At 62.1% G+C, this 23,829-nt stretch carries 22 protein-coding genes; 8 read left to right on the forward strand and 14 right to left on the reverse strand.

Features of this window, described 5'->3' with window-relative positions; all coding sequences use genetic code 11:
- Window positions 1–49: 49 nt before the first annotated feature.
- Genes GA566_RS28780 through GA566_RS28845 form a run of 14 tightly spaced genes read right to left on the reverse strand, consistent with a single transcriptional unit; the run spans window position 50 to window position 14,316 of the window.
- Window positions 50–685 carry a type 4 pilus major pilin gene (locus GA566_RS28780; RefSeq protein ID WP_160474971.1) on the reverse strand — a complete coding sequence of 212 codons (636 nt, stop codon included), beginning with the start codon at window positions 683–685 and terminating at the stop codon, window positions 50–52.
- 12 nt (window positions 686–697) lie between these two features.
- Complete coding sequence (locus GA566_RS28785; RefSeq protein ID WP_160474972.1) at window positions 698–1,927, reverse strand: pilus assembly protein TadE; 1,230 nt, start codon at window positions 1,925–1,927, stop codon at window positions 698–700.
- Complete coding sequence (locus tag GA566_RS28790) at window positions 1,924–3,729, reverse strand: ATPase, T2SS/T4P/T4SS family (protein ID WP_160474973.1); 1,806 nt, start codon at window positions 3,727–3,729, stop codon at window positions 1,924–1,926. The genes GA566_RS28785 and GA566_RS28790 overlap by 4 nt, the downstream gene beginning before the upstream one ends.
- A gap of 8 nt (window positions 3,730–3,737) precedes the next feature.
- Window positions 3,738–4,391, reverse strand: a complete 654-nt coding sequence (locus GA566_RS28795; protein WP_160474974.1) for a hypothetical protein — start codon at window positions 4,389–4,391, stop codon at window positions 3,738–3,740.
- Entirely contained in the window at window positions 4,388–5,758 is a 1,371-nt protein-coding gene (pilO2, locus tag GA566_RS28800; protein ID WP_160474975.1) for a type 4b pilus protein PilO2, read from the reverse strand. The genes GA566_RS28795 and pilO2 overlap by 4 nt, the downstream gene beginning before the upstream one ends.
- Window positions 5,755–6,546: a hypothetical protein gene (locus tag GA566_RS28805; protein ID WP_160474976.1), complete on the reverse strand. Its 792-nt coding sequence runs from the start codon at window positions 6,544–6,546 to the stop codon at window positions 5,755–5,757. The genes pilO2 and GA566_RS28805 overlap by 4 nt, the downstream gene beginning before the upstream one ends.
- Before the next feature lie 3 nt (window positions 6,547–6,549).
- The gene (locus GA566_RS28810) at window positions 6,550–8,343 is read right to left on the reverse strand and encodes a protein PilN (RefSeq protein ID WP_237380899.1); all 1,794 of its coding nucleotides are present in this window, start codon (window positions 8,341–8,343) and stop codon (window positions 6,550–6,552) included.
- Between the two features lie 8 nt (window positions 8,344–8,351).
- Entirely contained in the window at window positions 8,352–8,942 is a 591-nt protein-coding gene (locus GA566_RS28815; RefSeq protein ID WP_160474977.1) for a toxin co-regulated pilus biosynthesis Q family protein, read from the reverse strand.
- A gap of 28 nt (window positions 8,943–8,970) precedes the next feature.
- Window positions 8,971–9,396 carry a lytic transglycosylase domain-containing protein gene (locus GA566_RS28820; RefSeq protein WP_160475122.1) on the reverse strand — a complete coding sequence of 142 codons (426 nt, stop codon included), beginning with the start codon at window positions 9,394–9,396 and terminating at the stop codon, window positions 8,971–8,973.
- Window positions 9,397–9,401: 5 nt separating this feature from the next.
- Complete coding sequence (locus GA566_RS28825; protein ID WP_160474978.1) at window positions 9,402–10,643, reverse strand: pilus assembly protein PilL; 1,242 nt, start codon at window positions 10,641–10,643, stop codon at window positions 9,402–9,404.
- On the reverse strand, window positions 10,643–11,437 hold the full coding sequence (locus GA566_RS28830) for a transglycosylase SLT domain-containing protein (protein ID WP_160474979.1): 795 nt from the start codon (window positions 11,435–11,437) through the stop codon (window positions 10,643–10,645). The genes GA566_RS28825 and GA566_RS28830 overlap by 1 nt, the downstream gene beginning before the upstream one ends.
- Window positions 11,430–12,674 (reverse strand): TrbI/VirB10 family protein, encoded by a 1,245-nt coding sequence (locus GA566_RS28835; RefSeq protein ID WP_160474980.1) that lies wholly within the window; start codon window positions 12,672–12,674, stop codon window positions 11,430–11,432. Before GA566_RS28835 ends, GA566_RS28830 begins: the two co-directional genes overlap by 8 nt.
- On the reverse strand, window positions 12,674–13,591 hold the full coding sequence (locus GA566_RS28840; RefSeq protein WP_160474981.1) for a TrbG/VirB9 family P-type conjugative transfer protein: 918 nt from the start codon (window positions 13,589–13,591) through the stop codon (window positions 12,674–12,676). Before GA566_RS28840 ends, GA566_RS28835 begins: the two co-directional genes overlap by 1 nt.
- 17 nt (window positions 13,592–13,608) lie before the next feature.
- Window positions 13,609–14,316 carry a VirB8/TrbF family protein gene (locus tag GA566_RS28845; protein ID WP_160474982.1) on the reverse strand — a complete coding sequence of 236 codons (708 nt, stop codon included), beginning with the start codon at window positions 14,314–14,316 and terminating at the stop codon, window positions 13,609–13,611.
- Window positions 14,317–14,701: 385 nt separating this feature from the next.
- Between GA566_RS28845 and GA566_RS28850 the strand changes: the two genes are divergently transcribed.
- Genes GA566_RS28850 through traD form a run of 8 tightly spaced genes read left to right on the forward strand, consistent with a single transcriptional unit; the run spans window position 14,702 to window position 23,824 of the window.
- Window positions 14,702–15,751 carry a CpaF family protein gene (locus GA566_RS28850; RefSeq protein WP_160474983.1) on the forward strand — a complete coding sequence of 350 codons (1,050 nt, stop codon included), beginning with the start codon at window positions 14,702–14,704 and terminating at the stop codon, window positions 15,749–15,751.
- Window positions 15,752–15,770: 19 nt separating this feature from the next.
- Window positions 15,771–16,118 carry a TrbC/VirB2 family protein gene (locus GA566_RS28855; RefSeq protein WP_160474984.1) on the forward strand — a complete coding sequence of 116 codons (348 nt, stop codon included), beginning with the start codon at window positions 15,771–15,773 and terminating at the stop codon, window positions 16,116–16,118.
- A gap of 1 nt (window position 16,119) precedes the next feature.
- On the forward strand, window positions 16,120–16,449 hold the full coding sequence (locus GA566_RS28860) for a conjugal transfer protein (protein WP_160474985.1): 330 nt from the start codon (window positions 16,120–16,122) through the stop codon (window positions 16,447–16,449).
- On the forward strand, window positions 16,443–18,899 hold the full coding sequence (locus GA566_RS28865) for a VirB4 family type IV secretion system protein (protein WP_160474986.1): 2,457 nt from the start codon (window positions 16,443–16,445) through the stop codon (window positions 18,897–18,899). The genes GA566_RS28860 and GA566_RS28865 overlap by 7 nt, the downstream gene beginning before the upstream one ends.
- 16 nt (window positions 18,900–18,915) lie before the next feature.
- The gene (locus GA566_RS28870) at window positions 18,916–19,674 is read left to right on the forward strand and encodes a conjugal transfer protein TrbJ (protein ID WP_160474987.1); all 759 of its coding nucleotides are present in this window, start codon (window positions 18,916–18,918) and stop codon (window positions 19,672–19,674) included.
- Between the two features lie 9 nt (window positions 19,675–19,683).
- Entirely contained in the window at window positions 19,684–20,736 is a 1,053-nt protein-coding gene (locus tag GA566_RS28875) for a type IV secretion system protein (protein WP_237380900.1), read from the forward strand.
- Window positions 20,733–21,959 (forward strand): TraI domain-containing protein, encoded by a 1,227-nt coding sequence (locus tag GA566_RS28880; protein ID WP_160474988.1) that lies wholly within the window; start codon window positions 20,733–20,735, stop codon window positions 21,957–21,959. The genes GA566_RS28875 and GA566_RS28880 overlap by 4 nt, the downstream gene beginning before the upstream one ends.
- Window positions 21,959–23,824 carry a conjugative transfer system coupling protein TraD gene (traD, locus tag GA566_RS28885; protein WP_160475124.1) on the forward strand — a complete coding sequence of 622 codons (1,866 nt, stop codon included), beginning with the start codon at window positions 21,959–21,961 and terminating at the stop codon, window positions 23,822–23,824. The genes GA566_RS28880 and traD overlap by 1 nt, the downstream gene beginning before the upstream one ends.
- Window positions 23,825–23,829: the final 5 nt, after the last annotated feature.

Consider the following 23,829-nt stretch of genomic DNA (forward strand, 5'->3'; position numbering starts at 1 on the left):
CCAAAGCCCGGCCATTCGGCCGGGCATGTCTATGCGACTAGCGCCCTCGTCAGGACATGAACAGGTTGAGGGTGTTGCTGTCGCCGGAGCACTTCACCTTGCTCGGGTCCACCGAGCCGCCGACATCCTTGATCGTCGTGCCGTTCACGACGATCCGCCCGGCACTGCTCTGGAAGGCCGCCACAATCGCGGGGCACGCGGCATCGGGCTGATTCGGCACGGTGTACTGCACGCTGTCGTTATTGCTCAGCAGGCGTGCCGGCGCCACCGTCAGCGTGCCGCCACCAGGTTGAACCGAGATCGTACCGCCCGTGTCCGTCATCGTGGTCAGATCACGGAAGACACCGTTGTCGATCAGGGAGGTGACGGAGACCTTGCTGTACTGGCCACGGTAGTTCGTCTTCACCTTGCCCATGACGTTGTTCAGTTCCGTCGTCAGTTGCTGGACCTGCGTATCCACCGAGTTGTGCGAGAACAGCACCAGGATCGCAACGAGGGTCAGGGCGGCGAGCAGCAGGTAGAAGCCGTATTCATCAAGAATGCCGCCGTGCTGGCCGCGCAGACGCGGGTTGCTGCGAATGCGCTTCCATTGTTCGGATCGGCTCAGTTGATTGAGCGGCACGGTGGAATCGATTGCGGCGCTTTCGGTGACCGAGGCGTCGTCTTGCAGGTTGCGAGTGTCCATGTTTGTTCCTTGTCAGTTGGATGGGAGGGCGGATGGGTTGATACTTTTCTGGTGCGTGCGAATGCTGTTGGTCTGCATACTGGACTTCAGCTCGCGCGCCATGAATGCAGGCATGAAGGCCAAGCTGGTGATGAGAATGATGAGCAGGATCGATGCCTTGCGATTGAACGACGAGGCGCGTTGCTCCAGTTCGCGCGGCGCGGTTTGCAGCAGGGTGTGGGAGACCGTGCCCAGCATCTTCGACAGATCGTCTTCGTACTCGGCGATATCCTGAATACGGAACGCGGTGTCGCGGTCGAACAGTCCGGTGTCGAAGATCTTCCCGCCGGCATTCGGACTGTCTTCGAGCGCGATCTGGATGCGCTCGATGTGCTGGGCCAGGTACGGGTAGGCGTGCTCCCGCATGAGATCCAACGCGGGCGACAGATTTTTCGAGTCACCCCCAAAGCGCTGCGTCACCGCCGACATGGCCGATAGAAACTGTGCACTTTGGAAACGCCGGAAGAAGTCGAACAGGATGACCTTGTTGTCGAGCCACTGGCGGTACTTGCCTGTGTAGTTCTTCAGCGCCTTGACTACCCAGTAGCCCAACGCAAGCTCTCCGGCCAGTACCAGCCAGCCCCAGTTGCGGAGAAATTGCGCGGCATAGTGGAAGGTCTTGGCGATCGGTCCGTAGGCATCCACCGGCAGCAGACTGGCGAAGCTGCGATCCAGCATCGGTGCCACGAGGAACGCCATCGCGCCGACATATACGTGAAGGATGATGATCGTGAGGCCGACACTGGCCAGCATGATCACGATATTGGCTTTGGCATCGTGCATCGCACGCAGGTTTTCTGCGAGCTTGAACAGCCCCTGCTTCAGGTCGCCGCCCTGCTCTGCTACGGCCAGGATGGCCAGATCCTCATCCGGCACCGTGCCGCGCAAGATCTCGGCCAGACGCGATTCCTGCGTTTCTCCATCCAGACCTTCGCTACGCGCCAGCCACAATGCCGCCAGAATGCCAAGCGGCTCGCCGGCCCGACGTGCCGCATCCTTGGCGAAGTGGTTGGAGATCGGCTCGCCCGGCATTTTCTCGATGCGCATGGCCAGGTCGTAGTAGTAGTCGGCCCGCTTCGCACCGAACTCGAAGCGCGCACGCCAGAGCTTGTCCGGAAAGCGGCCCACGGAGGTATGGGGACGCGTCGCCACAGTGCCGCGCAGGTGCTGGCGGCGCTTCAGCGCCTTGATGCGGGACATCATGCTGCACCTCCTTTCACGCGGTTCAGCATGCGCTTGAGGCGTTGCTCATAGCCGTCCAGCGAGAGAATGCGCTCGGCCTCGCGCGGGTCTACCGTGCCGGCGTAGACGTGGTACATCGCGACTTCGAATACCGACTTTCCGGTGCAGTCCGGGATATCAAAGCCCGTTTCCCGCTTTTCGCGCTGATGCGCCTGTAGCTCGATGGCACGGGCATCGCGGATATACATCAGGTCCAGCTCGTCCGGCTCGAACATCTCGGCGGCCATGACGCGGCCGCGGATGCCGTTCAGGTCCGGCAGGTTGGCGCGGCGGCACTTGTCGCAGCCCTCCAGGCGGCGCAGGCGAATGCCGTCCACGTTGAACTGGAAGAGCTTTTCGATCTGATGCAGTTTCGCTGCCCCCAGAATCTCCTTGGCCTCAACGCCGTGGTGGCCACAATCGCAGGTCTTCGGCAACAGAGCCTGATAAACGTACAAGTTCACGAAGCCGGGCGTGGCCAGCACACTGCGCGGGATGCGCAGTTCGCTGTCAGCAAGACGGTCCGTCGCGGCCACCGCCGAGGGGGCGTGGACTGTGGTCAGTGCACGGAGGCCGGCACCGGCGACATCGCGAAAAAGACCAGCCGATTCGAAGTCACGCACTTCGCCGATCATGACGAAATGCGGATTCATCCGCTTCAACTGACGCTTCGCCACAATGAACGGATCGTCGTCGCGGTTGGCGCCATCCAGTTGCCGCGACACCGAGAAATGGTGCGTACCGCGCGCCATCAGCTCAACCGGGTCCTCGATCGACATCTTGTTCATCCAGCCGGGCAGCCGCTGCATCACGGCATGCGCCGTGGTCGTCTTGCCCGAGCCAACGGTACCGACTAACACAACCCCACCACCCATCTGCATGGTGCAGCGATCGATGACGTCGGCCTGCTGCTGGAAGAAGCCCAGGTCCTTGACGAAATCGACGTCGTTCGTCGCCGCCTTCTCACGGTTCACCCGCATAACCGTCAGGTGACCGTCGGCGCTTTGCATCGATGCCCAGCGGAACACCAGCGGTACGCTCTCGACCTCCGCGCGCACGCTCGTCTGCTGAGGCAGGATGCGGCTGAAGAGACCTTGCGAGCCACCCTTGCCCTTCTGCCAGACGTGGCCGAGCATATCCAGCAGATCGCCCGTACGAATCTGGAATTCTGGCGGCGATACCAGGTGCCCATCGATGGCAAAGCGGATCTGCGAGAGTTCGCTGTTGTCCTTGGCCTCGAAGTGGATATCCGACGCCTGCTCCCGGAGCGCAAACTGTGCCGCCGCGAGGAATGTCTGCCACAGCGCATTGGCGTTGCGAGCGCCTGGGACGGCCGTGGCAGCACGCCGCGCCCTACCCTCGACGCCACGGGACAGCGCAGTCATGACCTGCGGCGCGGCCGTATAGAAGAACGGCGTGGCTGCCTCATAATGCAGGCGCGACTGCCGGAGGATTTCCTCGGTCACGTCCGAATGCTGCATCTCGTCCAGCAGAATGAGCGCGAACTTGCCGCGCGATCCCACTACGCCCTCTTCCACCAACACCGGACAAAGCTGGTGTCGCAGAGATTGCGCCATGCCCAGCTCGTCGTAGATCACGCGCACGAACGACGGCAGATCGTCGGTCGTACGGATTTCTGTGGTGGGCGATGCGTGCGGGGCGACAGCAGCGAGCACCGGTTCGACCGGAGCCGACGACTGCACCACGGAGCCTGTTCCCGACAGCACGGTAATGCCGCCGCTCGAGGCCGGCATAAGGGTCTTGGACTTACCAAAAATTTTCATGACCGGGCTCAACCTTTCACCGGCGCGGCGGCAGGCGCAGCCAGCGAGCCGACCTGCGCCGGGGCGGACGTAGGCGACGGGCCCGGCTGCATTGGAGGCGTCACCGGCGGAAATGGTGTAAAGCCGGGGGGAGCACCCGAAACTGGTAGCGTGCCGCCGGGTTGCGTTCCGCCAGGAAGCGGCCCGACTTGTTTCGACGTCGGACGGCCTTCACCGCCCGATTGCTCACCCGACAGAATCACCGCGTCTTCATCGATCCTGGCCGCATTGATCGTCTGCTTGCCGCGCGAGAGTTTTGTCCCGGCTTCGGAAATGGCAACCACCTTGTAGCCGCGCAGCGAGCCGCCAACCTTGGCCGCATAGACTTGGTCGCCCCACTTCACATAGCTTCGCAAGGTCAAGGGCAACCCCGCTGCGCGTCCATCCACGCCGTAGATCGCAACTGTTTTGGGGGCCTCATCTCGCGCGCTTTGCTCGGACGCCGCCGGCGTGGCGGCCACCGATGTGGGCGCGGGATTGCCCTTTGCGAGATCCTGGTCGAGCTTCTGAAGGGCGAGTTTCGCATCCTTCTCCAGCAGTTCTTGCGTGACGGTTTTCACGCCATCCGCATGCGCAGCGCCAGCGGCCAGACAAACAAGAAGTACGGTCGAGATTCGTTTCATTGGTGTGCTCCATCGCGCGCGTAGGCGTCGCCCTTGGCTTCGATCATGAATTTGGAGTCGTTGATAGACGGGTCGGCGTCCAGCTTGACGGTGAGGGTGAGTTCACTGACGGACACGTTCGGTGGGAACGCGCCGACCATGCCGGCATTGCGCAATGGCCCGTTGATCTCCCATGAGGCGATCCGATAGATCGCCGGGACCGAACCGAGTCCCTCCGGCGGAATCGCGCCGAATGGCACCATTTCGTTGAGCACGGCCTTCGTGGTCGCAGGCCGCATCAATTGAAGCGTCGATCCCAGATCGGTGCGCAACGCCATGCTCGTCGGCAACGACTCGAGGACCTTGCCAAGCGGTGTCGGCGGCCCGAACGGCACCTTCGCGCTCACCGTCACGTCGTTGTCGTCCTTGCCGAAACGGGGGTTCGCAAACACATCCGGCATGTCGGCCAGAAACGTGGTGTTCGTCGCACCACGCGTGCCGCCTCCGCTCTTGCTCGCATCCAGGCTGTAGACCGCGTCGCACTCCGCCATCGGAGACACGACGGTCTTGCAAGTAATGGTGGCGAGCTTCCACCCACCCACGACAACCGGTACAGACTCCGCAAACCAACGAGCAAACTGCGGGATGGCAACTGCCGCCTTGGCCGATGGCGCAACTGAGCGTGCCATGATGTCCTCGGCATACCGCTCCGCGGGGCTCTTCTGCGGCGGTGGCGGATTCTTGCGAATCTGGTACGCCTGGTACTCGGCCATGCCGTACTTGCCGCCGACGGCAGCAAGAAGCCCGACAATCGCCAGCATCGCCAACCGCTTCTTGGTCGCCGCAGCACTCGGCTTGCGCAGCGCCGTATGAGAGTCAGCGGCGGCGGCAATCGCATCGAGGTGCAGTTCAACAAAGCTCAGGGGCGTCGTCACCGACATCAGTTGGGCCAGCTCCGGCAGGTTGCCGGCCAAGCGGAACGAGCCACCGGCCTTCTGTGCAAAATCCCTGACTACCTCCGAGAGCGTGGCCTCATCCGCAATGACGCGGTCGAAGCCCACGCGTGGGCGGCCCTTCAGGATGCCGCAGACGAAATACCCGACGTGCGCGCCTGCGTTCTCCAGCCGATACGCGAACAACACGTTCGGCAGCAGGTCCGGGATGCGGGCAATGGCAACGGCGGCCGAGTAGATCTTGTCCTTGATCTTGGTCTGTGCATCTTCGGGCGCGAGGTACCCCATGTGAAGCGCCGCGCCGTCATGCCAGATCCGCCCTGCCTTGACCTCCTTTGCCACCTTGGCGGCCAGGTCCGGCGCCGGCGCATTGCCCGTGAGCGTGCGCCAGTTCATCCCGAAGGCAAGCGTCTTGCCATGGATATTGACAATCATCGTGCCGCCCCTTCGGCAGCGCTCGCGGCGGCTTCCGCCAGGCCGCGCCGCTGGCGCAGAAACGCCCGGTAGGCCCGACGCTCGTCGGCAATGACGGTCTGCTGATTCTCGACGCGAGTGAGGATGATCTCGCCAACCGGGAACAGGTCCAGCCGCCGGCGCAGTTCATCCTGCCACGCTGCGCGGAACTCATTGCGGTATCCGAACTGCTGGTACAGAAATAGCATGCCGAGTGCGGCCGATGACATCAGCATGGGCAGCAGAAACTGCACGATTGCAACCGCAAGCCGCTCGGGGTCCGTCTGCGCCGCAACCAGAATGGTCTTGATCGCCACGACAGTACCCTCCGGTGCGAGCAACAATCCACCCAGCGCAATCCAGAACAGGATCACCGGAATATTGCGAATGAGCCAGTGGAGGAAGGTCACGCCCGCGCCTACGACATTGACCGTCTGCCGCAGGTAGGTGCTCACGGAGAACGCAGCGCGCTCGCGCATCGCGGCGTACTCAGCGTCGGAGATCGCGCCGCGGGCGGTGCCATCTACCTCCACCGTCCAGTAGTTGTCGTCGGATGTGATCATCCGGCTGCGGAGGGACAGGCTGTAGGCAGCCAGCAAGCCTTGGCCGAACAGGGTGACCGCCGCCATCACAATCCCTACCCCGATCCTGTCTGCACGAGATTGCATGGCAACGGCCACCAACCACGGGAGCCAGGTGATGATCGCGATCGGCCTGCGCCACTGATACAGGCTTACCAGATCCGAAATGAATTGCCGAAGTGCGCGCATGATTTACCTCGCCTCGCCCTGGTCCTGCACCATCACGGTTGCCAGCAGCAAGGTGAACGTGCGGGTCTTCGATACCGTCTGCGATCCGCCCAGGATCATCGGCAGGGACTCGCCGAGCGTGCGGCGCGTGTTCTGCGTGTCGTCCTGGTCCAGCGCCGTCATGAGAACGGTCTGCCCGTTGCGCACGATGAGATCCTGCTTGGGGATGCCTTTGCCGACAAGATTGATGGTCTGCACCGACTGCTGGTTGTCGCCAGAACCGGACGTGAATTTTTCGAGCGGGCCATCCTGTTTGGACTGATCCAGCGCGATCGTCAGGTTCACGTCATCGCGCGAGGTCGCGTCGGCATAGACGGCGAGCTTGAAGCCGACCGTCGCGGTCGATGTCGTGATGCCGGGGACGCCACCCGTGCCGCCCACGCTCGAGGCAGCCGGTGTGGTGCCGGACACGTACGAGAACGTACGACGGTTGTTGTACTGGAACCCGTGTCGGTTGCGCATCGAGACAGGAATCGTCAGGTTCGACGTCACCGTGCCGTATTGCTTGAGCGCGCTGACGATGGCCTGCGTTCCGCTGAATCCGCCCGATGTCAGGTTCAGCCCCAGGCTGCCGGCGGACGACGAGACCAGCGTAGCCGGTGACAGGGCCGTCGCCGTGAAGCCGGGCAGGTTGTTCAACGCCTTGGTCAGCACCACATTCCAGTCCACACCCGCTTCGCCGTTGTCGGACACGGTCAGGTCGATCATCTGGAACTTGAGCGTCACCATGCGCGAGTAGATCGCCACCTGACGACGCACGATCTCGTCGGCGGCATCCACCGCTTCCTTGGTATCGCGCAGCGTCAACAGGCCGGTCGCCGGGTTGAGTTCCGCGTTACCAACCAGCGTCATTGCCGGCTCGATGCTCTTCTTCACCCCAGCCAGATCGTCCTGATCCTTGATCTCCGACTTGGCCACCGCGTCCACCTGATTGCTCTGGCCGCCGCTGGTGCTACCTGAGCTCGAGCCTTGAGCGGACTGCTTGAACTCGGTGGTGAACGAGTTGGTGCCGGCCTGCATCGGCAGTTGCCACGTCTTCGTTACGAGCCGGTAGAAGCGGATGACGCCCTTCTCGCTGTTGAATTCCCAGTTGATACCGAGGCGCGTGGCAACGGTATCGAGCATGGTCGCGAGCGGCATCTTTTCGCTGTTCTTGAACTCGACATTCAAGGCGTTATCGAGCAGCGGCGTCGCTTGCGAAGCCGGGGACAGGCCGCCGCCAGCGGTCAGCGCGCCGGGCAGCGGGCCGTTCAGGGTCGGTGCCGGGCCCAGGCCCTGCGCAATGGGATTGACGGCGCCCTGGCTCTGCGTTGAACGCAACTGCTGTGCGGCCTGCTGTCCCAGGCTGCGCGGAAGCAAGAGGCTCGGCGGCAGGTAGACATCCGACTCGATCTTGACCGGAATATTGGTCGCCATCTGGATGCGCTGTGCGACCACGGCGAGCGATGTCGAGCGCTCAGCGAACATGACGAGCGTGTCGACATTGGCGCGCAACGCGACGGGGAGCGTCACGTTGCGGGCAACCGGGACGCGTTTGCCAGCGAGGTAGGGGCGCGCCACATCCTGTTCGGCTTCGACTGCGGCCCGGTCGCGGCGAATCCGGGCGTACAGGTCCTCGGTGGTCTGCATGGACTGCGCCGTCGTCGAGTCGGTCGCTTGGCGCACGTCCTTGAGCAACGACGGGGAGACACACCCTGCGAGCGTGGAGCAGACAAGCGCGGCGCCGGTCGCCGGGCGAAGAATACGGGTCAACATCATTGCTTTCCTCACTTGGACGGGTCGCACTTCGTGGTGAGCTTCACCACGCGCACATAGTTGTTGGAGTAGAAGCAGGGCTTCAGGCTGTAGTCGGTCATCTCGGTCGCGGACAGCACGCGCCGCACGGCGGTCTTGAAGTCACCCGAGAACGCGTCAGACGCCTCGATGGGCACGTCTTGGTCGACTTCCCATTGCGCGGCCGTCCAACCCGCCTCCCGGGCCCACTTTTCAATGAGGACGCGGTAGTTCGCGTCAGCAGGCGACACGCTCCAGCTCCGCTCCAGCGGTGCCGACGGGCTGAGGGGCGGCACGGTGCTCGGAACTGCGGTCACGGCTACCGGCGTAACGGCGGCTTGCACGGCGTTAGGCGTACTCGCCACAGCCGGTGCAATCGCGGCCACCGTAGTCGGCTTAGCGCGCTCGCCCGCCAGCACTTGCCACCCCCCGCCAGCAAGCGGCTTTGTCGGCTCGAAGTTGCCGAACGGCTCAGCGCCAAAGGGGCCGGACGCTGGCACGGCCGCATGGGCGCATACCGCAAAGGCGGCCGCACCGGACAAAAGGGTCCGGGAGATCCGGGCGAGCATTCGAGACTGGTACATGGCTGATTTCCGTTTGAATTCGAATGGGTTACTTGCTGGTGGATTGCAGCTTCTGGTAGACGCGGTTCGCGTAGCGCAATCGCTTGTCGGGCGAGCCGGCGTTGTAACAACCGACCGCCGTCCAGGTATCTCCGTATCGGCGCAGGCAATCGGCGAGGATCCACGTGCCGACGTAGGCGTTGGTGCAGGGATCGAACAGGCTCTGGCGCGTGATGCCGTACTTGGCGAGGCGCGGCAGATGCACCGAGTTGATCTGCATGAGCCCGATGTCTTCGCTGCCGTTCGTGTTGGTGTTGGTCACCCACGAGCGCATGCCGGATTCGACCTGTGCGATACCGCGCGCCAGCGTCGGGCTGACCCGGTGAAAGACCGCGGCTTCGTCAAGGCAGTCGGCCTGAGACGCTGTGGCGAGGGACATGCCGACGACGAAACAGGAGAGGAGAACCCGGCGCATCCTGCTCATTGGACGCTCGCTGGCCGTTCGTAGAAACGGACCTCGGGCAGTCGATCTACGCGGACAACATTCCCGTCTGCGATGACAGTCAGGTGATCCGAGACGCCGTTGTACTTGTAGTACCGGTCCTTCTGCTCGCCGCTGCCCTGATGGCTGTCACCAAACACCGAAATGCTCGCCATCGACTTGGCAAAGCTCAGGTATGTCACGCCATCCTTCTCGAAGACGCGCTCGAGTCCTGCTCCGTTCTCTCGGGGGAAGAGGAAGTTGATGCCGGCAACGCGTGCCACTTCGACGCGCTTGCCCCCGCTCGATGCGATGAACTGGTCGACCACAGGGAACGAGAGCACCTTCTCTGTGTCGTCCCACTTGGCACGCAGCTTGTCGCCCGTTGCATCGCGCAGCTCCAGTTCCTTCGGCTCCGCGTCAAACCGGACCTCGATCCGACCGTTCTTGGCGTCACGAATCGCCAGCGCGTTAAATGCGGATGCCAGCGTCGGACCTTCGGGCAAGGCGGTGGCCGCTGGCGTGGCGTCAGCAACCGGCACACTGGCCACGGGCGCAGACGCACGGATCATCCCAGGCATCGCCGGCTTGTCAGTCTCCACCGCAAATGCCTTCGGTGGCGTGGCACGCAGCGCGATGTTGCGGCGGGCGAAGTCGATCTCCGCGTACAGGTTGCGTTGGTCCAGGACGCGTGCCAGCGCCTGCAGCCAGTTTTCGCCACCCCGCACATCGAGCGTCACATCGTCTGTCAGGGGAATGTCCTTCTGAGCCGTACCGCTCCAACCTGCCGGGGCAATCGTTTTGACCATCTGCGCGAGCGGCAAGGCGGACCGGCCGGCACGCACCAACGGCAATTCCGTATAGCTTCCGATCAGGGCGAGCCGCCCAGAGATCGCGGCGAGGCTGCGCGGCAAATCGCCAGCGGGGTTCGCCGGCTCAGACGTAAAGCCATTGGCGCGCTTCCAACGAGCAACGACCGGCTGGCCATTGACCGAGTAGCGCACGACGTCGGGTACGCCGTCGAGGACCCAGTAAGGCCCACTCTGGATCGCGCCGTTGGCCTGCACCATTTGACCGAAGCGCGGTTGGATGTAGGTCGACTGACCATCGTTGAACACCATGGCCGGACGATCCGCCGCACGCGCCACGACCTGATAGTCGAAGTCCAGCGGATTGGTGTCGGCTGCGAACGCGTGTGTCGCCACCAGCGCGAGAGCAGAGAGAATGAGCGGCCTGATCATTAAAATTGTGCGACGTGTTTCATGAATCGGGAGAAGTACGGTCCACCGCGCTCAGGATTCGCGCTGTGGTACCAGGCCACGGCTTTCATGGCCGAGCCGCTGCGTTGCAGGTTCTCTGCAAGAATGTCTTCGGCCACGCGGATGTTGGTGGCGGGGGCGAGTGCCTCCCAGGGCGACGCGAAGCGCTTGCCGTGGTAGCACCAGTTCACCTGCATGAGTCCCACATCGAAGTCGCAACGGTCATTCGCAAGCAGACGGTTGATGGCCGCATAGGCTTCCTCGCGCGTGGCGAAGAACATGCCGCGACCCGCCACGTTGAGCGTCCACGGCCACGGACGACCCCGATACGACGACTCGTTCATGGCGATGCCGGCAGTGATCTTCGGATCGACGCGCACGCCCATCTGGGCAAACGGCTCGGTCTTTGGCGCGCACGCCCAGCCACCGCGTCGCTCGGCCAAAGCTTCTTGCGCAGCATCGTTCAACACATTCGGCCGCAACCAGCCTTCTCGCGCGAACAGTCGGGCAATCAGCGTTGCCTTGCCACCCAGTGTCACGACCGGACCATCATCGGCACCCGGTTCGATCTGCGCACCGAGTAGCCGCGCGGACCAGCCAAGAAACGCATCGAGGCCGCAGTACAGGACCGGCTTGCCCTCCAACATGTGGACGCGTGCCTGCCCGTCCGCCTTGACGACGATGGCGTTGGGGCTGATGACGGCCTCGATCGTTGCCGCCTGCGCGCCAATCGAAGCGGCCATGCCGATCAGGAGCGTCGCAAGCCACTTAGTCACGGTAGGGCTCCAACACGATGTCGTGCTTGACCTGCACCATCATCTTCTGCCCCGGCTCGGTGGTGATGGTCGGGCGAATGTTCTGGTTGCGGTTCAGGATCGTCTGCGCCGTCTGAGTCGCTACCTGCCCGGCCGCATTGCCGTACGCCACCAGACCCGAGGGCCCTACCGTGGTCGTTGTCGGGTTGTCGTTGAAACGCAGCGACAGCGCACCGATCACGAGCGCACCGCCGAAAATCTTGAGGAAGTGGTTGTTGACGTCGCCCGTATTGCCGGCCGTACCGTCCGGGTCCGCACCCTGCATGCCCATCAACGGAACGGTTTTGCCGTTCGGCAGCTGCATGCGCACGAAAGCGGTCAGGATGCGTTCCTGGCCCACCGCGATATCGGCGCTATACATGCCCACCAGCGTCGTGCCGGCCGGGATGATCTTGCACGTGCCCTTGACCGTGTCGTAGACGTCCTGCGAAACGGTGGCCCGGAACTCACCCGGCTTGTCCGAGTTGAGGCCGCCCGCGAAGTTGGCGGGAATGACGAAGCCGCGGCTCAGCGTGCAGCGCGGCAGCTTGCCATCGAAGCCCGTGCGGAGCGTGTTCGTACTGCCTGCATCGCGCAGGAACTGCCGGTCGGCCGACGCGGGTTGCGCAAGACCATCGGCGTTCGGTGCTGCCGCATTGGCCGCAGCGGCCTTCGCCGCCACGGCCTGCTGGATCGCCCGCATCTGGTTCGGATCCGTCACGTCGGCGAGGCCCGCCGGCTGCTTCACCTGGTTGACCTGAGACTTCCGCGTGCCACTCTTGAACACCGATGCGGTGAAAAGGTCGTCCTCCGCATTTTTCTTCGCATCAGGCGAAACCGTGGACGTTCCCCTTCCCGCGCCACCTAGATCGCCGGCGGTCATGACGGGCGCTTTCGTGTCCGTAGAGATGGCCTGTTTGCGCTGCTTGTCAGCTTCCTCGCGCGCCTTCTCCGCCTGCGCACGAATGGCTGCATCCAGGCTCTGGCCGTTGTCCGCGCTACCAGCACGCTGCTTGATTTCATCGGCTCGCGCTTGCTGAGCCTTGGCGTCGAACTGCTCGTCCGACACGGTCTGGAAGTAATAGCCCAGGGCGCCAACCATCAGCGCGGCCACACCGCCCAGTGCAAGGACGACGTTGCGCGGCAGCTTTCCCTTGACGGTACGCTCCTGCGCCTCCGTCACGTCCGTGACGTTCTCTGCTTTCTGCTTGCCGCGCATCAGAAGAGCCCCAGGATGCGGCGACGGCCACGTTCGATCTTCACCTCATCGTCACCGGACCGCAGCACGACCGTGTCGGCCAGGCGCTGCACGACGAGATATCCACCCCGCCGAATGGCGTTGACGACCACGAAATCGCTGCCATCCTTGATGAACGCCACCGGCCAGTTCTGCAACGCGGCATTGGGCAGGCGCAGCCACAGGGCCTTTCCATCATCAAAGGCGGTCTCCGGCTTGAAGCTGGCGCTGCCCGAGATGGCGTATTCGAAGTTGAGTTGGTCCGGCGATACGCCCACCGCATCAGCGTTGCGCGATGCGTCCGCCTCGCCGGGCTTTCCGTCATCGGCGGCGGTCGCGCCCGCACGGGCGTCGTTGCGCGCCTTGATCTTCGCGGAGATCGATGTGGGAATCTTGAAACGCACCTTCTGGTAGAAGATGCCGCCAAGCGGCGATGACACGAGCGTGAATTCGTAGCTGCGCTTGTTGGTATTGACCGACAGCGTGTTGACCAGGCCCGCGGCCTGCGGCTTCACGTAGAGGTGATTGGCGCCGTCGGTGTCGTAGTCCCACCGGACGTTCTCGCCCCAGGCCGGGTCACCAACGATCTGCTCATCGTCCGGGAACTCGATCGTCGTAATCTTCAGCGGCGCGCTCAGCACACGGAAGATTTGGTCCCGGCTGTAGGTGAACACGACCAGACGGGAGTCGCCCGGCAGCGCGATCGGATCGACACCGCCATTGAACGGGTTGGCCGGATTCATGGCATCACTGAGGTCACCAATGCCGAGTCCTGACATACCGGCGCCGGTGCGGCGCGCACTCTTGTCCGCAGCGTGGCTATCCGGCGCGGACAGCAGCAATGCCACGCACAGCGCAATGGCAAATGGGATGAACCGGGAGGGGGTACGAGCGTCCATGGGCGTGTGCGCGGCGATCAGGCCGCGGATTTCTGAATGCTGAAGAAAATGGGGTACACCCCAAACGGATTGGTACCGAGGACAGCTTCTTTGTCCGCAGGCCTGGTCTGGTACCGGAAGGTGATCGTGTAGCGCTGCTTGCGCGGCTTGTAGCCGTCTTCGGTCGTGGTGGTGACAAACTCGACCACGACTGTGCTATCCGGCAGGCTCGCAATGTTGATGAACTTCGGTTCGCGCGTGAGCGTCGGGGAGGACATGACCTGGCGGAAGGGTTCGTCCTCCTGCACCCATGCGTTGAATTGGTCTTTGGCAGAGCCGAGCATCTGCTCGCGCACGGAGCGCAGGTTGGCGGCCATGCGCGATGACTCGATCTGGGGCGTCAGGATCGGCTCGACGGTGAACCAGCGCTGCACCAGATCCTTGAGTGCTGCCTGCACCTGACGCTCGTCGGGACGAAAGGCGTCCAGTTCACGAGTGATGGGCTTGCCAGTCACGTCGGACGACACGCCGACGACCTTCACGACCGACGGCGGCGGCTCACGCGTCAGAATGGCCGCCACTGCAATCACGCCCAGTCCAACCGTCGCGAGCTTCCAGTGATTGCGGTCCACGGCGATACGCGTGGTACGGTCGAAGATCGCTTGCTCCGGACTCTCATTGCCGTACATCCCGGGCGCAACGGTCAGGGGCTTGGCTTTGTCGGCGGATTTCTTGAAGAATGGCATGCTGCGGCGGTCCAATTGGATGCCGCCCATTGAATCAGCGAATCGCCATCCGATTGCCGCGAAAGCTATGCCAATTTGCGGAGCTTTCCATTTTTCTGGTGCGCGTGCCCATCTCGGTCGTGCCACGGCCGCATCGCTGCCAATCGTTCGCGGTGAAGCGCGGAATGCCACGGACGAGGTTTCGTCCCATAGACGAATTGTCGCGACCGACTAAGAACTCGAATACTCAGGTTTTGACCGTGCGATTCGCGTTTTTTGAAAGGAACATGTTCCTTCGTTGAAGCCGAGGAACAATCGGCGAAAACGCGGACTTTGTCGAAAGCTCATGAAAATCGCGTAGCTTTCGCCCCCTTCCTCTCCTGTTTGCCCGCCAACAATAGCGGGCATGGAATCGCCCACCAACACCCACCCTCTTCTGCAGTTGACGCAGCTAGCTGACAGCGCGGTCTCGATGTTCTTCGAGTCGCTGTCACCCCTGCATGACGTCATCCATAGCGCCGACGTTGCCGAAGTCATGATCAATCGACACGACAGCATCTGGGTGGAACGCCGCGGCGTGCTAACCAAGCTCGATATCGTTCTGGACCCGATCAAGGTGGAGGGCGCCGTGCGCTCTCTGGCCTCCTCGGTGGAAAAATCGGCGGTACGCGGCACGGCGCAGGGCATCATTAATGCCGGGCACAAAGGTCTGCGTATCGCGGCGGTCATGCAACCGACAGCCATCGACGGCCATGCGCTCAGCATCCGGCGGCACCGGGAGACGAATCTCTCGCTCGAGGACTACGCCAGAGCTGGCGCATTCTCGCTACGCAACGCCGTCACACAGGAAGAAGAGCCAATCTTCCTGGGCAGCGAGGAAGACGAGGCTCTGGCCCGCGCGCTTGAGCAACTGATGGTTCGACGCAAGAACGTCATCGTGGCTGGCGGCACTTCCTCGGGTAAGACGACGTTCCTCAATGCACTGGCCGGCAAGGTGCCGGTCGGAGATCGCGTTCTCACGATCGAGGACACGATGGAGCTCAAGCTCACCGTCCCCAATCTCGTACGGCTGCTCTCCAACAAGGACAAAGGTGTCACGACCCAGCACCTTGTCGCTCTCGCCCTGCGCTTCCGACCCGACCGCATCTTCGTGGGCGAAGTCCGCTTCGGCGAGGCATTCGACATGCTGCAGGCACTCAACACCGGCCACGACGGCGGGATGGCGTCCCTGCACGCCAGCAGCGCACGTTCTGCCCTATCCCGCCTGGAAAGCATGGCCCTCCTTGGCATCCCGCCCGGCTCGGGCTGGAAACTCGACGACATGCGCAAGCTCATCGCCGACTGCATCCACTACGTCGTGCACATGAAGCGCACAGGCGAGATGCGCCACGTCTCGGAAATCATTGAGATCAAGGGTTTCGCCAACGGCGACTACGAGATCAAACGCGTTTTTTAACCACAGGAGTTTTCACCATATGACCGTGACCCTCAACCACCGTGTACGCGCTACGGCGCGCAAGTACGCACCCTCTGCCCTGTTGCTGATCGGCATGATGGCCGTAGCCACTTCCGCTGCGGCGGCCGACGACTCCTTTCTTGGCAACCTCGGCAACTTCATCTGCGGCCTCGCTACCTTCATCAACACGAAATATCTCTTCGTGGTGGGCCTGATCGTCATCGTGCTGGGCGCCTACGCCTATGCCAATGCGGAATCGTCGCTGTCCAAGTTCATCTCCGGTGCCTGCGTGGGCGTCGGTCTTGCAGCTGCCGCGCCATCCATCCTCAAGACGCTGGGCCTCGCAGCGGCCTGTACCGGGTTCTGACATGCGCAAGCACCACGTGAGCATCGGCCTGTCCATGCCGCGCCTGATTGCTGGCGCGGTGCGCGGTCTCGCTATCGCAAACGGCACGATCGTCGCCCTCATGATTTACGTCACCTACCGGAGCGGCTGGCAAATCCCTGCCGCTGTCTTCGTGTACGGGCTGGCAAGCCATGCGCTCCTTGCCTGGCTGACAAGCCGTGATCCGTGGTGGAACCAAATCCTCAACGTCTACAACCAGTACGGGGATCTCTACGAGTCGTTGCCGTGGCACGGCAAGGCTCATGCGGTTTTCCGTCGTCCCTACGGCTTTGACAGCGACCTGCCATGCTGAAACTAAAGCGTCGACCGCTGGCGGAAATCGCGCCGTGGCTCACCTCGATCACCCCCGAACTTATCCTGAACAAGGACGGCTCGCTGCTCGCCACCTACGAGTTTCGCGGCGTGGACGCCGATAGCGCCGATGCGAGCGATATCACCTCCGCCCGAGACCAACTCGACCAAGCGTGCCGCTCGTTCGACAATCGCATCACCGCATGGTGGCGGCTCACGCATCGGCGTACCAAGGGATATGTGGATGGTGACTTCAGCAACGGTACGGATGCGCGTCTCGACGCCCTGAACCGCGCGCACATGACCACGGGCCGGTACTACCGGAACGCGCATTCGCTCAACATTGCCTACACACCCGAAACCGGTGTCGCAAAGTTTTTCGAGAAAATCGGTCACCACATGACGGTCGGCGGGAAGTCGATCTTCGCCGCCATGCTGGAAGCCATCAAGGACACAGTCTTCGCCCGCAGCGCCTTCGCCTTCGACATGGAGAAGATCCGCTCGGACACGCGGCGATTCGAAGCCATGCTGGACGCGTTCACCGGCGGCATTCCGCGCATCAAGCCGACGCGCCTGGCCATGCAGGACAGCTACGCCGCGCTCCATCAGGTTGCCAACCCCAGCGTACCGAAGCGCCGCATCCGATTCCCGGTGACGATGCTCGACACTCACCTGAGCGAATCGGAAATCACCGTCGGCTCGGAACGCCTGCTTTTCGAATCGGCACACGGCAAGCGCTATGCCGCAGTCGTCGCTGTCAAGGAATGGATGAGTTTCCAGGAAGCCGCGCTCGACGCTCTCCTGCAAGTCGATGCGGAGCTGGATATCTGCATCATGTTCCGCTTCCTCGACACGGCACGCGCAACGGCCTACATCGAGAAGGTTCGCCGCTTCTACAAGATGGCGGCGGTCAATCTTCGGTCGATGGTCCAGCAGTATGTCTCGAAGGAGGAGAACGAGAACGACGAGGGCCGTGAGGAACTCGCCAAGGAAGCTGGCAAGGCACTCAAGCGCCTGACGGCGGAAGGCATCCAACACGGGTTCGCCAACATCTCGATCGTCATCTATGCCGACACGGAATCGGAGGTCGAGGACGCGGTGAGCGAGGTAGTCGGCACGCTGACCAATGCTGGCTTCGGCGCAATCCGCGAGAAGACAAACCTGATGGCAGCGTGGAACAGCACGCTGCCCGGCCGTTGGGACCGCCAACGCCGCCTGCAATTTGTGGAGACACCGGCTGTCTCCGACATCGCCCCCGTCCGGTCTGTCCTCGAAGGGCCGATCCGCAACGCCTGGCTCTCCGAGAAGACCGGGGCCGAGGTACCACCCCTCACCTGCCTGCCAACCCGCCACCGTACCGGCCAGCGCGTCGATATGCATCAACCGGGGGGCAATGGGCACCTGTTCGTAATCGGGCCGATCGGCGCCGGGAAGTCGGTCTTCCTCAACTTCCTGGTGTCGCAGGCGGATCGGCACAAAGCGCGTCGCATTCGATTCGACAAGGATCGCTCCACACGTATCCCCACGCTCCTGAGCGGTGGGGCATTCATCGACGTAACCGGCAAGTTCCAGGCGAGCACGCCGGTCAACCCGCTGTCGCTGCTCGCCGACCCGGGCAGCTTCACCTACGTCACCGAATGGCTGACGCTGGCGCTCGAAGACGACGATTTTTCGCTTTCTCCGCAGCAGAGCCAGGACATGTTCGAGGCGGTGAAGCTGCTCGCGAGCTACCCGCGCGACCGATGGACCCTCAGTGCGCTCTCCACGATGCTCCACGCCGATCTGCGCGAGCGGCTGCAGATCTGGCTAGTGGGCGGCCAGTACGGCCACTTCTTTGATCACGTCGAGGATGCGTTCGCGGTGAGCGACAACCTCTGTATCGAGTGCGGCGAACTATTCCAGAAGTTTCCCCGCGCGGCAGCGCTCTTCACCGACTATGCGTTCTATCGGATCAGCCAGTCGATGGACGGCATCCGCTACACCGTCATTGAAGTCGAGGAATGCGGCTTCTTCTTCCAGAACGAGCGCTTCTATAAGCGCTTCGAAGACTGGATCACCACCATCCGGAAACTCAACGGCTCCATCTGGGCGGCGACGCAATCCCTGCGGCAGATTGCGCGTGTGGCGAACTTCGAAATCCTCAAGGAAAACATCGCCAACTGGATCTATCTGGCCAACAGCCAGGCCAAAACGAGCACGGACCTTTACGGGGACAAGTTCGGCCTGACCAAAGACCAGATCCAGATGATCTCCGATGCGGTACCAAACCGTGACTACCTCTGGATCACCAACACGCAGACCCGGATGCTCCAGACGGCTTTCAACGATGAGATGGTTTCGATGCTCCGCTCGGACGGCGTCGCGCAAGCCATTTGTGACACCCATTACGCGTCGGGCGAGCCCGACTGGCAAGACCGCTACGTGCGCGAAATGCTCGCGCGCGCAGCCTAAACAGGGAGATAGTAAAGTGAAGAAGTGGATCGCCAACATTGCAGTCGCCACGTCCATCCTCGGTGCTGCCCCCGCTCACGCCGCCCTGCCCGTCACCGATTGGGTGGGACTTGTGCAGACCACAATCTCGGCATTGCAGTCCATCAAGTCGGAGGTGTACGAGAACACCAACATCGTCTATCAGTACCAGATGATGGCCAACCAATTGCTGCAGGCCACGGGCCTCGATGCCGAAGCGCTTATGGAGCAGTTCAACAGTATCAAGGAAGAGATCGGCAACTACGAGGTGTATGGCAATACGCTCAAGGACTTGTACGGCACCGTGGCCGACAACGCCGACTATCTGAAGAAGATCCAAAGCATGGTCGTGTCTTCCGGCAAATCCAAGGAACAATGGTTCGAGGATCAGCGCTCGCTGCTGACCAATGGCGACAAGACGGCGAAGGCGCTTTTCAGCCTGGGTGAACAGGTCTTCAAGAACACGCAATCGGTCGCCAAGCGCCGCCAGAAAATCCAGTCGCAGATCAAGCTCTCGCCAACGGCGCAAGCGGCAGCGCAAACCACCAACCAGATGCTTGATGTGCTGGCCAGCCAGAACTCGGATCTTCTGCAGCTGATGAGCGTGCGCGCACAATCCGACGCCGACAGGGACCAACAGACCGTCGCCAAGGAGACGCGGAGCGCCGAGGCCATGCGCTCGATGGCGGGCGTGCAGGACGAAGAACTCAAGAATCTCCGCGCTCGCGTCTTCTCGCGCAAGCTCCAGGCAAACTGACCGATTGAAATGATGCGAATTACCCGTTTCATCGTCTTGCTGCTCACGGCTCTGCTGTTGCACTCACCGGCTGCTTTCGCGCAAGCCTCCGGTCCTGAAGCCGGCTCAGAGACGACTCAGCCACCCGCGAATAGCACGAGCCAGACGGGTCTATTCGCACAGCCGGGGTCCATCGGTGAGTCGCTGAAAAGCTGGCTCAATCAGTTCGAATCGTTCCGTACAGGTCTGATCGGGGGAGCCACGACGTTGAGCAAGACGCTCACCTCCGAGGCCGACAAGATCGCCTTTGGTCTCGCGGTTATGACGTTGACGCTCGCCGGCATTCGCTTTGCCGCGACGTCCGACCCTATCTCGGCCTGGACGGAGGTCTTCGAGACACTTCTGATGTTGGGCATCTTCGCGTCGCTCTACACCGGCTATGACAAGTTTGGGCCGGGCATTTACGAGTACTTCCAGCATCTCGCCGACAAGGTAGCGGGGACGCAGGCGATGACACCCGCGATGACGCTTGCTTCGGTCGGCGCAGGATTCATTGACTCATATCTGCAGGCATTAAAGGCGGCGAGCGGGATCGCAGATGTGTTGGCAATATTGTTTTCTGGACTTCTGTTGGTCATCGCGTTCCTTTTGTGCGCCGTCGCTTCCATGCTCTACACGTTCTTCATCTCCTTGGGCGAGATAGCCGCAGCCATTGGGATCGTCATTGGTCCTATCGCCGTCGCACTAGGCTTTTCCGACTATAGCCGCCGCTATTTCACCTCTTGGCTCGATTTCATGATCGGCGCGTCGATGTATTCGGTCGTCGCGGCGATCATGGCTCGCCTGGTTTCCAGCGCGCTGGTATCGACACTTTCTGAGCAACAGAATGTCGGCACTGCCACCCTTTCCGGCGCAGCCTACGCAATGAGCGTTGCTCTATTCATGATTCTTGTCGCGTTTGAGCTACCTAAGATCGCGGGCCAGATCTTCGGTTCCGGTGGTGGCATCAGCGGTGGCGGGGCCATGCGCATCGGTCTGAAGGCAGCCGGTGGGATCGGCAAGGCTCTGGCCAAAGCCAAATGAGCACACCGATCCATCAATACCTCTCGGCAATCGAGCTGCTGTCGGCCCACGAGAGCCGCATCGCGCTAATTCGTCAGTACGCCAATGAGACGTCCTCCAAGACGTTCGATGCAAAGTGGCTGACGATCCTGACCCGGTGTGCGGACTGGTTCTCGACCATGCCCCTGCGCCCCGCAGAACACGCTGAGCCAGGCGGTGCATTTCGTGCCACGATCGAGGCGGCCTATTTCGCCATGCGGCTGTCTGGCGCCCAGAAGTTCGGTGCCGATCAGCCGTCGGAACGTCGACGAACGCTGGAGCCTCAATACCTCTACGCCCTGTTTCTGGCTGCATGCTGCTCGCGGCTCGATGAGCCCTGCCGCCACTTCCAGTTTCATCGTGATAGCGACGGCGCAGAATGGATACCCGCCGCGCACGGCGCGTTCGGCCCATGGCTGGCGGCGAGCACCTATCGCGTGTCCCGACGAGAAGCCGCCCAGCCATTGGAGCGCATGCGCACTGCCCTTCTCGCCCGGGAGATTCTTGGCAGCGAGCGCCTCAGCGCATTCGACAGCCAGGTCCTGAGCGATCTGTTTGGCGCCATCAATCCCGATCCACGACCCACCGGCCTCGAATCGTTGCTGCACAAAGTCGTCCGGCAATCGATCGACACCTTGACGCAGTTTGAAGTCAAGGCGCGCAGAGCGGAGTTTGCACCCGACACGACGCCGGCGCCGAATGCGGAATTGTTGGAGAGCGCGGCACAACCCTCGGCAAGCCAGGCTGCCATGCCTATGCCGGGCCCCGCGCAAGCTGCGCCTGCCGTAGCGGATATCGCACGCGCCGACGAAGCCGCAACCTCACCAATGGCCGGCGGCAGCCCTTCATCCGCCTCCACTTCGGAAGCGCAGCCCTCACGCAACGTCGTGCAGCTCGATGGCGGGCGCTCGCTGCGCAAAGAGCCGTCAGCCGATGATCCCTTCAAGGCGCTCGCGGGCCCCTCAAACCTGATGCGCGAGTTCTTCAAGGCGCTGGCCCAGGACGTGGCGACCGGCAAGGCGAAAGTCACGCGTGTCGATGGCAAGGTCGCGATCAGCAAACGATCGCTTGGCAACTATGGATTGGCGTCGGACACGCTGGTCGAGCACCTACGCAAAGGCAAGCACCTCTACAAGGTCGACGGCCAGAGCATTCTGTTGATGGAGGAAGTGGGACGCCTTATCGCGCCGGAGAACGCGACATGATGAATCACTACATCAATCACTTCCGACCGATCTACGAATTCCGCGCAGCGGTTGGCTGGACCATCGCGGCGTTGCTGATTCTGTTGAGCGGCATGCCGCACGCCCCCTACTTCAGTTTGCTGTGCCTGACCTTCCTGCTCTTCCGATCTGGGCAAGTGTGGCGTGCACTGAAATTCCGGCTCGCCATTTCAACGAAGTGGCTGACGGTGGTCGGGATTGACACTCTCATGTCCGAAAGCCGCAAGCTTCGTTCCAGCGACAAGGACGAGGACGCCATGTATCTCGGCACAGGCTATGAATGGACGCAGAAGCACTGTCAGCTCGCACATGACATTTTGCGTATGCCTTCGACGGACATCCCCGGCCTGCCGAAATGGCTGCCCAAGGAAACCGTCCGCGCCATTGAGAAGGCTTTCGCCCCGCCAAGCAGCATCGCTGACCTGTCGCCACAGGGTAAGTCATGGATCGCAGGGCTTGAGTCAAAGAAAATACCCGTGCCCTTTCACTACAAGGCCATGGGCGGCCACACGTCGATCAGCGGCACGACCGGCGCGGGCAAGACCAAGACGTTCGAGCTCATTTCGACGCAAGTGATCCACAATCCAAGTGACGTTTTGATTGTGATCGATCCGAAAAACGATCCCTCGTGGATGGCACGGTGCCGGCGGGAATGCGAAAGAACGGGACGAAAATTCTTGTATTGGAAACAGGCGGCTCCGTCTCAATCCATCCGCCTGAATCCGCTGGAAAACTGGTCTCAGCCGTCGGAGATCCCTACCCGCATTGCGCAGCTAATGGAGGAAGGCCCGTTCCGGCAGTTCGCGTTCCTGTTCATCGACCGCTCGGTGAAGGGCGAACTTTATGTGGGGGACAAGCCGAACCTGCGTTCGATCCTGCAATACGCCCAGAACGGGATCAACAACCTGCTCGAGCGCGCCCTGCAACGCTTCTTTCCCGAAGCCGGCATGCCCGACTGGGATGCCGAGGTCGCGGGCTACATGCAGCAAATCGGCCAGAAAGCTGGCGGGACGCGCCTGGACGCCATGGCCCGGTTGTATATCGAACGCTTCGCGAACGTGAGCAAGGGGCACGAGTCGATCGATGGTCTCATCTCGACTTTCCAGCACGACCGCGACCACTACGGCCGCATCATCGCGTCCGCCCTGCCCCTCCTGCAGATGCTGGCCACCGGCGAGACCGGGCTGATGCTCGCTCCGAAGGCCGACGACTTCGACGACGATCGCGAGATCTGGGATATCGACAAGGTCATCAAGCAGAAGGCGGTCCTCTACGTCGGTGCGGACTCGCTTTCCAACTCGATGGTGGCGCAGGCGGTGATGTCGATGTTGCTCGCAGACATCGCGTCGGTTGCCGGCGCCATCTACAACTTCTACGCCAAGCCGCCCGAGATCGTGCTTGTGGTCGACGAAGCGGCCGAGGCGACCAATGAGCAGCTACTGCAACTACTTAATAAGGGCCGCGGCGCCGGCTTCAAGGCATTCGTTGCGTACCAGACGCGGTCAGATTTCACGGCCAAACTCGGAAACGTGGCCAAAATGAACCAGGTTTTGGGGAATCTGAACAACCAGATCGTTCTACGCTTGGAAGACATCGACACCGCACAGTGGTTTGCCGAAAAAGCCGGGACGACGGCGATACGGAACCTGGTGATATCCAGCAGCACGAGCACGGGCACCGAAGCCCACGTCGGAGAGTTCAGTGGCTCCGTCTCGCGCTCGGCGCAATTGGAAAAGGTGCCCCTGATTCCGCATGACCTGGTCATGCAGTTGCCCAACCTCCAGTACTTCCTGCGAATCTCCGGTGGCGCTGTCTACCAAGGTCGCATTCCAATCATTCAGGACTAACCATC

This window comes from Cupriavidus sp. SW-Y-13, assembly GCF_009793345.1.
Lineage (GTDB): Bacteria > Pseudomonadota > Gammaproteobacteria > Burkholderiales > Burkholderiaceae > Cupriavidus.

Bases quoted from the DNA above. Each gene is read 5' to 3' on its own strand.
- GA566_RS28850 (WP_160474983.1), top strand. From the start codon at position 14,702: ATGGAATCGCCCACCAACACCCACCCTCTTCTGCAGTTGACGCAGCTA.
- GA566_RS28795 (WP_160474974.1), bottom strand. From the start codon at position 4,391: ATGAAACGAATCTCGACCGTACTTCTTGTTTGTCTGGCCGCTGGCGCT.
- GA566_RS28875 (WP_237380900.1), top strand. From the start codon at position 19,684: ATGATGCGAATTACCCGTTTCATCGTCTTGCTGCTCACGGCTCTGCTG.
- pilO2 (WP_160474975.1), bottom strand. From the start codon at position 5,758: ATGATTGTCAATATCCATGGCAAGACGCTTGCCTTCGGGATGAACTGG.
- GA566_RS28805 (WP_160474976.1), bottom strand. From the start codon at position 6,546: ATGCGCGCACTTCGGCAATTCATTTCGGATCTGGTAAGCCTGTATCAG.
- GA566_RS28825 (WP_160474978.1), bottom strand. From the start codon at position 10,643: ATGATCAGGCCGCTCATTCTCTCTGCTCTCGCGCTGGTGGCGACACAC.
- GA566_RS28820 (WP_160475122.1), bottom strand. From the start codon at position 9,396: ATGCGCCGGGTTCTCCTCTCCTGTTTCGTCGTCGGCATGTCCCTCGCC.
- GA566_RS28845 (WP_160474982.1), bottom strand. From the start codon at position 14,316: ATGCCATTCTTCAAGAAATCCGCCGACAAAGCCAAGCCCCTGACCGTT.
- GA566_RS28865 (WP_160474986.1), top strand. From the start codon at position 16,443: ATGCTGAAACTAAAGCGTCGACCGCTGGCGGAAATCGCGCCGTGGCTC.
- GA566_RS28815 (WP_160474977.1), bottom strand. From the start codon at position 8,942: ATGTACCAGTCTCGAATGCTCGCCCGGATCTCCCGGACCCTTTTGTCC.
- GA566_RS28785 (WP_160474972.1), bottom strand. From the start codon at position 1,927: ATGATGTCCCGCATCAAGGCGCTGAAGCGCCGCCAGCACCTGCGCGGC.
- GA566_RS28860 (WP_160474985.1), top strand. From the start codon at position 16,120: ATGCGCAAGCACCACGTGAGCATCGGCCTGTCCATGCCGCGCCTGATT.
- GA566_RS28880 (WP_160474988.1), top strand. From the start codon at position 20,733: ATGAGCACACCGATCCATCAATACCTCTCGGCAATCGAGCTGCTGTCG.
- GA566_RS28790 (WP_160474973.1), bottom strand. From the start codon at position 3,729: ATGAAAATTTTTGGTAAGTCCAAGACCCTTATGCCGGCCTCGAGCGGC.
- GA566_RS28840 (WP_160474981.1), bottom strand. From the start codon at position 13,591: ATGGACGCTCGTACCCCCTCCCGGTTCATCCCATTTGCCATTGCGCTG.
- GA566_RS28810 (WP_237380899.1), bottom strand. From the start codon at position 8,343: ATGATGTTGACCCGTATTCTTCGCCCGGCGACCGGCGCCGCGCTTGTC.
- traD (WP_160475124.1), top strand. From the start codon at position 21,959: ATGAATCACTACATCAATCACTTCCGACCGATCTACGAATTCCGCGCA.
- GA566_RS28835 (WP_160474980.1), bottom strand. From the start codon at position 12,674: ATGCGCGGCAAGCAGAAAGCAGAGAACGTCACGGACGTGACGGAGGCG.
- GA566_RS28855 (WP_160474984.1), top strand. From the start codon at position 15,771: ATGACCGTGACCCTCAACCACCGTGTACGCGCTACGGCGCGCAAGTAC.
- GA566_RS28780 (WP_160474971.1), bottom strand. From the start codon at position 685: ATGGACACTCGCAACCTGCAAGACGACGCCTCGGTCACCGAAAGCGCC.